Below are 9,211 nucleotides of genomic sequence, written 5' to 3' on the forward strand. Positions count from 1 at the left end.
GAGATTGGTACAGGCTACCGATGCTTTGGGATTTAAACAGCCAACCCCTATACAGGAAAAAGCGATTCCTGTTTTGCTGAGCGGCACCACAGATCTGGTGGGGTTGGCACAAACGGGTACAGGGAAAACAGCAGCATTTGGACTACCGTTGCTGCAACTAATAGATGCAAAGGATAAATATCCGCAGGCGCTGGTAGTTTGTCCTACCAGGGAACTATGCATGCAAATCGTAAATGAAATAGAGCTCTTTAAAAAATTCATCACCGGCATGCATGTGGTAGCCGTATATGGCGGCACCGCTATTGGCGCACAGATCAGGGACCTAAAAAGAGGCGTGCAGATTGTTGTAGCTACCCCGGGAAGACTGATAGATTTAATTGAACGCAAAGCCATCAACCTGGAACAAATTAAATATGTAGTGCTCGATGAAGCAGATGAAATGCTGAACATGGGTTTCCAGGATGATATTGAATTTATTTTACAGAACACACCCAACCGCGAAAGCACCTGGCTATTCAGCGCTACCATGCCTCCTGAAATACGGCGGGTAAGCAAAAAGTACATGAAGGCTCCCGTAGAAATAACCGTGGGCAAAATGAACACGGCCAATAAAAACGTGGATCATCAATACTATGTAGCCAGTGCCCAGCACCGTTATGAAGCGCTGAAGCGTTTAATTGATTTCAATCCCGGCATTTATGGTATCATCTTTACCCGAACAAAGGCCGATGCCCAGGCTATTGCGGAAAAGCTTACAAGAGAAGGTTACGATATTGATGCCTTGCATGGCGATTTGACACAACAGCAAAGAGACAAGGTAATGGGTGAGTTCAGGGATAAAACACTGCAGCTTTTAATAGCAACAGATGTAGCCGCCAGGGGAATTGATGTGCAGGGCATAACCCATGTTATTAATTATGAACTCCCCGACGATGTGGAGGTGTATACACACCGCAGCGGACGTACAGGGCGCGCCGGCAACACCGGTATTTGTATGTCAATTATACATAGCCGTGAAATTGGCAAGATCAGGCAAATCGAAAGAATGGTGCAGGTACCCTTTCATAAGCTGGAGATACCGGCAGGCAAGGATGTATGCCGTAAACAGTTCTACCATTTTATGGATAACCTGCTGCAGTTAGATATAAATGACGACAGCTATGAGCCTTATATACCCATGCTGGAAGAAAAATTTGCCGATGTAAGCAAAGAAGAGGTATTGAAGCGGCTGGCTGCACATGAGTTTAAAAGATTTTTGAAATATTATGAAAATGCTGAAGATCTGAACGTGAGGGAAAGAACCCGCGAATACCGCGAAAGAGATTCCAGGGATCCCAGGGCATTTACAGAAAGACGGGATATTACCCGCAGGCGCGATACGAAAGGCCGCGAATTTGGAGGAAATGGCGGCGGCGACTTTACCAAATTATTTGTAAACCTGGGCACTAAAGACGGTTTTTACAAAGCCAGCTTCCTGCAGTTTATTTTAGATATGAGCGATTTGAGGAAAGACTCACTGGGAAGGATAGATATGAAAGAAATGAATAGCTGGATAGAAGTAGACAAAAAGTCGGCAACCCAGATGATCCGGTCTATTGACGGCAAAAAATATAAGGGCAGAAATATCAGGATGAACGAAGCCGATCACAGAAGATAGTTTCAGGAATAATTTCAATAATTCAATTAAGTAACAAATAAAACATTATTATATGCAAGCGGTTGAAACCAATACAAAAGCTGCAGTGCTGGAAAAGCTGAATAAAAAACCATTGATCATTGCCGGGCCCTGCAGTGCAGAAACCGAAGCGCAGGTGCTGGAAACAGCACAACGCCTGGCCAACACCGGAAAAGTGGATATGCTCCGGGCCGGTATTTGGAAACCCCGTACGCGCCCGGGAAGCTTTGAGGGAGTAGGCACAAAAGGTTTGCCCTGGTTACAACAGGCAAAAAAAATAACCGGTCTGCCCACCACAGTTGAAGTGGCCACAGGAAAACAGGCCCAGGATGCCCTGCATTTTGAAGTAGATATGCTTTGGATAGGAGCGCGTACAACAGTTAACCCGTTCAGCGTACAGGAAGTAGCCGATGCATTGCGCGGTGCGGATGTTCCGGTGTTTATCAAAAACCCGATCAATCCCGACCTGGAACTGTGGACAGGCGCAGTTGAGCGCATAGCCAAGGCCGGTATTAAAACAATAGGATTGATCCACCGCGGTTTCAGCGCATATGGTAATACGGAATACCGCAATGCCCCGATGTGGCACCTGGCCATTGAAATGAAAAGACGTAACCCCGAACTGAAAATAATAAATGACCCCTCGCATATTTGCGGCCGCAGGGACATTCTTTTAGAAGTAGCGCAAAAAGCCATTGACCTCGACTATGACGGGCTGATGATAGAAAGCCATATTGACCCGGATAAGGCCTGGAGCGATGCCAAACAGCAGGTTACACCGGAAAAGCTGGCAGAATTGTTAGACGCCATTACCTGGAGAAAAGAGGATGCAGATTCAAAGGAATTTCATGCCGCATTAGAACAACTGCGTCAGCAGATCAACCATCTTGACGATGAAATGATGCAGATACTCAGTCAGCGTATGAGCCTTGCTGAAAAAATAGGACAATACAAAAAGGAGAACAACATCACGATTTTGCAAACTTCCCGGTGGAACGAAATTCTAGAAAGGGCTTTTAGAAAAGGAGAAAAGATCGGCCTGAGCAATGAGTTTATCACTAAATATTTTGATGCGGTACATATGGAATCTATCAACCATCAAAATAAAATCATGAACGCCTGAATTTTTCCGCAGCGATAATATGCAGGGCAGCAATTCTACTTTTATTTATATCCATGCTATATGGTGTACTGCCGGCAAACAGCCTGTGCTTACCCGCATAGTACGGAAAGTATTATTCGCCTACATGAAAAAAAACGCGGAAGAGAGCGGTATCCAGGTAATGGTGGTAAATGGCGGCGATGAGCATGTTCACTGCCTTTTTAAGCTAATGCCTGCCCAGTCTGTTTCAGCAATCATAAACCAGCTGCAAAGCGATTCGGAAAACTGGGTGAACAACAATAAGCTTTTATCAGATCCATTCGAATGGAATGATATTTACTCAGCGTGGTCTGTCAGCCCTTCCACTGTTGATAAAGCTGCCGAATATATAAGCAGGCAGGAAGCATATCACCAGGAAAAGACCTTAGAAGAAGAGCTGACTGCATTTGACCGGATGGTAGTGCACATAAGCTGAGGGCTTATCATTAAAATCCGAAATCTCAAAATCAGAACTATTCATAATGGATTCGATACAATATAAATTCAGTAATGCTTCTTCCCGTTTTTATTTCGACAGCAGTTTTTCGCAGTTAAAAAAGATCGTTGATCCCAAATCGGCCATTCTTGTTACCGATGAAAACCTGTACAGCGGTCATACTAAAAAATTCAGGAACTGGAATACCATTGTGCTGAAACCGGGGGAAGCCTTTAAAGTGCAGGCTACCGTGGATACGGTAATTGAGCAAATGATCGCTTTGGCGGCCGACCGGAAGACCACGCTCATTGGCGTTGGCGGAGGCGTAATTACGGATATTACGGGATATGCGGCATCGGTATACATGCGGGGCATTCCGTTTGCGTTTGTACCTACATCGGTACTGGCAATGGTAGACGCAAGCATTGGCGGAAAAAACGGGATTGATGTTGGCGTATATAAAAATATGGTAGGTACCATCCGGCAGCCCTCTTTTCTTTTACATGATTATAGTTTCCTGCAAACACTGCCCCAAAATGAATGGGAAAATGGTTTTGCTGAGATCATCAAACACGCCTGCATAAAAGACGCGGCCATGTTCAGGGAACTGGAAGCCGGTACGCTTAAAACCTACCGGCAAAAGAAAACGGCGATGCGCTCACTGGTGCGGCGAAACGCGCTTATCAAAATCCGGGTAGTACAGAAAGACGAATTTGAAAAAGGCGACAGGAGGCTGCTTAACTTCGGGCATACGCTGGGCCATGCGCTGGAAAACCAATACGACCTGTCGCACGGACAGGCTATTTCCATAGGCATGACCTATGCCTGTCATATTTCAGCACAGTTAAGAGGCTTTAAAGATACCGGAAGCGTAGTAAAATTATTAGCGCAGTACGGACTGCCTACTTATGCAGATTTTAATAAAAAGAAGGTTATAGAAGTGCTGAAAATGGATAAAAAAAGAGAGCGCAAGGAAATGAATTATGTATTACTGGAAAAAAAAGGTAAGGCTGTGATGGAGTCAATACCTTTACCCCAATTGGAAAAAATAATAGCAGCGTTATGATAGCAACCATTCAACCTTCAGTACTCTCTGATACGGTTCAGGCGCCTGCATCCAAAAGTGCTATGCAAAGGGCTTGCGCTGCGGCGCTGATATCCGGGGGAAAAAGTATTATTTATAACCCCGGACATTCCAATGATGATAAGGCTGCCCTGCAGGTAATTACAGCCTTAGGCGCAAAAGTGAATACACGCAGCGATGGAGCTATAGAAACAGACAGCAGCGGCGTCAACCTGTCTTCTCCGGGCATCAGTCAAAACAATGCCCTCACCATCAATTGCGGGGAAAGCGGGTTAGGAATACGCATGTTTGCTCCGGTTATAGCATTAAGCAGGCTGCCTGTTACTATAAAAGGAGAAGGAAGTTTACTGTCGCGTCCGATGGACTTTTTTGATGAAATATTCCCGCGTTTAAACGTAACCGTTAGTTCAAATAACGGCAGGCTGCCCGTTGTTCTTTCCGGGCCGCTGCAGCCCCGTAATATTGAAATTGACGGTTCACTGAGCTCCCAGTTTTTAACGGGTTTGCTGATGGCCTATGCTGCTGCAGAAGCCCGTGATGTTACCATCAAAGTAAATAATTTAAAAAGCAGGCCTTACATAGATCTTACACTTAAGGTGATGCAGCTATTTGGTTTGAAAACACCGGAAAACAACAATTATAAGGCATTTTATTTTGACCAGTCGCCCGCACGTCTTGCGCCATCCGAAACCACGTATACCGTGGAAGGCGACTGGAGCGGCGGAGCATTCCTGCTGGTAGCAGGCGCTATCGCCGGAGAGATAACAGTACGCGGACTTGATCCGAATTCTGCGCAGGCCGATAAAAAAATATTGGAAGCGTTGCAGGATGCAGGCGCCGGAACAGTCATCAGCGATGAAGGGATCAGGTTAGTTCCGGGTGCATTAAAAGCATTTACCTTTGACGCCACCGACTGCCCCGATCTTTTCCCCCCGTTGGTAGCATTGGCAGCATATAGCAGCGGCACAACCGTTATTAAAGGCGTAAGCAGGTTAGCGCATAAAGAAAGCAACCGCGGGCTAACCCTGCAGGATGAGTTTGGAAAAATGGGACTGCAGATAGATTTACAGGATGATATCATGCATGTGCATGGCGGAAAGGGATTAAAAGGTGCAACGGTGCATTCCCGTCATGACCACCGGATTGCCATGGCCTGCGCTGTGGCTGCGCTGCGTGCTGAAGGAGCAACTACAATTGAAGAAGCCGGCGCGATCAGCAAATCATATCCCGATTTTTATGAAGACCTCGTTAAGCTGGGAGCAAACGTAAAAATAAAGCAGCAGTCCGCTCATATTCAATAACCAATCATTAGCTTTAAGTAAATTCGCATATGAATTCTTTTGGGAGACTATTTCGCGTACATATATTTGGAGAATCGCATGGTGAAAGTGTGGGCATCTGTATTGACGGCTGCCCCGCCGGTTTGCCCCTGAAGGTGGATGACTTTTTGAACGATATAGAACGGAGGAAAGGAGGCACACAAAAAGGAACAACGCCCAGGCAGGAATCGGATCTGCCCATTTTTAAGAGCGGTATTTTTAACGATACTACAACGGGTGCCCCCATTACCATACTCTTTGAAAATAACAATACCCGTTCGGGAGATTACCAGAAGCAGCGGGCTGTACCCCGGCCCGGTCATGCAGATTTTGTAGCACATCAGAAGTTTGGCGGATTTGAAGATTACAGGGGCGGCGGTCATTTCAGCGGACGGCTTACGGTAGCGCTGGTAGCGGCAGGGGTGATAGCCAAAAAAATATTACTTGCCTTACCTCAGGAAAAAAGCAAGTCCGTAACCGGCGGCATTTCCGTTATAGCCTCCCTGCTTGAAATTGGCGGGGAAAAAGATATGGAGAAAGGACTGCAAAAAGCTATTGATGCCAAGGATAGTATTGGCGGTATTGTGGAGTGCAGGGTAAACGGACTGCCTTCGGGACTGGGAGAACCTTTTTTTGATTCAGCAGAATCGTTATTGAGTCACGCTGTTTTTGCCATACCCGCTATACGCGGAATTGAATTTGGAACAGGCTTCGCCGCCGCCGGTATGTTCGGCAGCGAGCACAACGATGCTATTACTGACCGGAACGGGAAAACCCGCACCAATCATGCCGGGGGAATAGTAGGCGGTATAAGCAATGGCAACGAGCTGGTATTCCGCATTGCGGTTAAGCCCACTTCTTCCACACCTAAAGTGCAGGAAACCTTAAACTGGGAAACGGGAGATATAGAAGCGTTTTCCGTAAAAGGGCGTCATGATCTTTGTATAGCTTTGCGGGTGCCTGTTGTGCTGGAGGCCGTAACTGCTATCGTTTTAGCCGACCTGATGTTAACCGCGCAAAAAACACCACGGATATTATAAATTTACTTGAGTTAAACCGATTACTATGCCCGTCATCTACCACATCACTACCGCCTCTGAATGGAATGATGCAAAAGAAAAAGGATTTTATGAATCCAAAGCGCTCAAAGAAGAAGGATTTATCCATTGCAGTGAAGAGCGGCAAATACCTGATGTGCTGAACAGGTATTACAGTGGTAAAACAGACCTCATTCAATTAACGATTCAAACCGAAAAACTCACCAGCCAGTTAATTTACGACTGGTCTAATGCCATTGAAGATACATTCCCCCATATATACGGTCCCCTCAACCTCGATGCCGTTATAAACGTTGAGAACCTATAGCGTAGAGTGAGAAGAGAGAGAAGTGAATGGTGAATAGTTTATCGTTTCACGTTTATCGTTTCACTTCCGTTTAACACCAGCTCCGGAGTTGATCTATATCAACGCAACGGCCTCTTTTTCCTGCATATTGTTGCGGTATGATAAGAAATTGCTTCTACGCTTAATTTAATGGTTATTCATGCGATTTTCACCATCCCTGTAAGTATTTTTACTAACCCTTACAGGGATAATACTATCACACACTCTAAAAAACACGTATGAAAACTTTATTAATTATTACCAGTATTATCCTCTTATCCTTTCAGATAGACCGCCTGCTGGTAACCCATTTTTCCGGTGACAGCAGTAAAATGGAGATATTAAGCAACGCCCTTTCCATCCATGAGCCTGGGCGGGATGTACAACCTGCTCATTATAATGCAGTTGCGGGCTCACTGGAAACAATAGCTTTGGAAACTGCTGCCGTAAAGGCAACGCCGGATCATATTGAAAAAAAACCCGTAGTAAAATTAAAAACGGGCAACAACAATGCAGCACAAAGCAACAGCAGGAACAGTGCGCTCCATCATAATATAAAACAATCCGGAAAATACCTGGGACTGAACACGGTGCAATTCGGTTTTGACCAGTATGAAGAAATAGAAACCAAAGCATTTAATCAGATTCTGCAGTTTGCCGATCAGCTCATTTTTAATGAATCTTTAAAAATAAGCATTGCCGGTTTTACCGATAATACGGGCAGTGCAGAATATAATAAACAACTTTCGCTGCTGCGCGCCCAAAATATAAAACAGTATATGCTTGACCTGGGCGTGAATGAAAGTCAGATTATTATTTCGGCAAATGGCGTATCATATCCTGTAGCAGATAATGATAGGGGCGAAGGAAGAGCTGCCAACAGGAGAGTGGAAATGCTGCTGGTACAGCTATAAGCTAATGGGTAATTTTGCCACAAAGCACAAAGGAAAACGCTTTGTGGCTTCGTGCCGGCCCGTCCGGTTCAGGCGGGCCTTTGCGGCTAAATTACTTTTTATGATGGTCTTCGCAATAGCTTTTGAGCAACCCCTAAATAATCAGCATGGCATCGCCATAACTGAAAAAGCGATATTTATCTTTTATAGCTTTTTTATACGCTTCCATGGCTAAATCGTATCCCGCAAAAGCACAGGCCATTATTAGAAGGCTTGTTTTGGGAAGATGGAAGTTGGTGATCAGAGAATCGGCTATGGAAAAATTATAGGGCGGATGAATAAAGGTATTCGTCCATCCTTCAGAAGGTTTCAGTAGTTTATCGGAGGTAAAGGAAGATTCCAGTGCCCTCATCGTAGTAGTTCCAACAGAGCAAATTCTTTTTCCCTCCAGCCTCGCCTTATTTACAATGCCACAGGCTTTATCTTCAATCCTGTAATACTCCGCGTCCATCTTATGTTTACTTAGATCTTCTACTTCAATAGGACGAAAAGTACCCAGCCCGGTATGCAGCGTTATTTCAGCAAAACGGATGCCTTTGATCTCGAGGCGCTTAATGAGCTCAATGCTAAAATGCAGCCCCGCGGTTGGCGCAGCAACGGCGCCTTCGTGTTTGGCATATACCGTTTGATAACGCTCCTTGTCTTCTTCATCCGGCTTACGCTTAATATATTTGGGCAACGGCGTTTCACCCAGTGTATTGAGCACCTGTTTGAACTCTTCATTGCTACCGTCAAAAAGAAACCGTATGGTGCGTCCGCGTGAAGTAGTGTTATCTATTACTTCAGCAACAAGGTCTTCCGCTTCACCAAAATAGAGCTTATTTCCAACCCTTATTTTACGCGCAGGGTCAACAATAACATCCCACAATTTATTCTGATGGTTTAGCTCGCGGAGTAGAAATACTTCAATCTTTGCACCTGTCTTTTCCTTACGTCCATACATTCTTGCGGGAAATACTTTGGTATTATTTACTACAAATACATCTTTATCATCAAAGTAATCAAGTACATCGCGAAAGTGCTTGTTTTCAATTTGGCCGGTAGCACGATGTATTACCATCATACGGGCGTCTTCTCTTTTTTTGGCAGGATGTTGTGCAATAAGATTAAGTGGAAGGTCAAAACGGAATTGTGATAATTTCATCTGAGTGTTTATTATTTTTTGCAGTCACATGAAACTTACCCTTATCAATGCGGCGAGGTATCTTTGTTTGTCCTGA

9 protein-coding genes are annotated in these 9,211 nt (G+C 45.0%); 8 read left to right on the forward strand and 1 reads right to left on the reverse strand.

Features of this window, described 5'->3' with window-relative positions; translation table 11 throughout:
• From PLE34_RS20875 to PLE34_RS20910, 8 genes are all read left to right on the forward strand, one after another.
• The coding region (locus tag PLE34_RS20875) for a DEAD/DEAH box helicase (RefSeq protein ID WP_324560234.1) at positions 1-1,657 on the forward strand (1,657 nt) is incomplete at its 5' end.
• A 52-nt stretch (positions 1,658-1,709) separates the two neighbouring features.
• The gene (locus PLE34_RS20880) at positions 1,710-2,798 is read left to right on the forward strand and encodes a chorismate mutase (protein WP_324560236.1); all 1,089 of its coding nucleotides are present in this window, start codon (positions 1,710-1,712) and stop codon (positions 2,796-2,798) included.
• A gap of 19 nt (positions 2,799-2,817) precedes the next feature.
• Positions 2,818-3,252 carry a transposase gene (locus tag PLE34_RS20885; protein WP_324560238.1) on the forward strand — a complete coding sequence of 145 codons (435 nt, stop codon included), beginning with the start codon at positions 2,818-2,820 and terminating at the stop codon, positions 3,250-3,252.
• A 46-nt stretch (positions 3,253-3,298) separates the two neighbouring features.
• Positions 3,299-4,318 (forward strand): 3-dehydroquinate synthase, encoded by a 1,020-nt coding sequence (gene aroB / locus PLE34_RS20890; RefSeq protein WP_324560240.1) that lies wholly within the window; start codon positions 3,299-3,301, stop codon positions 4,316-4,318.
• Entirely contained in the window at positions 4,315-5,637 is a 1,323-nt protein-coding gene (gene aroA / locus PLE34_RS20895; protein ID WP_324560242.1) for a 3-phosphoshikimate 1-carboxyvinyltransferase, read from the forward strand. The genes aroB and aroA overlap by 4 nt, the downstream gene beginning before the upstream one ends.
• A 29-nt stretch (positions 5,638-5,666) precedes the next feature.
• Positions 5,667-6,695 (forward strand): chorismate synthase, encoded by a 1,029-nt coding sequence (gene aroC, locus PLE34_RS20900; protein WP_324560244.1) that lies wholly within the window; start codon positions 5,667-5,669, stop codon positions 6,693-6,695.
• A gap of 25 nt (positions 6,696-6,720) precedes the next feature.
• Entirely contained in the window at positions 6,721-7,020 is a 300-nt protein-coding gene (locus PLE34_RS20905; RefSeq protein ID WP_324560246.1) for a DUF952 domain-containing protein, read from the forward strand.
• Positions 7,021-7,277: 257 nt separating this feature from the next.
• A complete protein-coding gene (locus PLE34_RS20910; protein WP_324560248.1) occupies positions 7,278-7,952 on the forward strand; it encodes an OmpA family protein in 675 nt (224 codons plus the stop codon).
• Positions 7,953-8,085: 133 nt separating this feature from the next.
• On the opposite strand, the gene queA is transcribed toward PLE34_RS20910, so the two are convergent.
• Complete coding sequence (gene queA / locus PLE34_RS20915) at positions 8,086-9,135, reverse strand: tRNA preQ1(34) S-adenosylmethionine ribosyltransferase-isomerase QueA (RefSeq protein ID WP_324560251.1); 1,050 nt, start codon at positions 9,133-9,135, stop codon at positions 8,086-8,088.
• Between the last annotated feature and the right edge of the window lie 76 nt (positions 9,136-9,211).

Source organism: Agriterribacter sp., assembly GCF_035445465.1.
Classification (GTDB): Bacteria; Bacteroidota; Bacteroidia; order Chitinophagales; family Chitinophagaceae; genus Agriterribacter.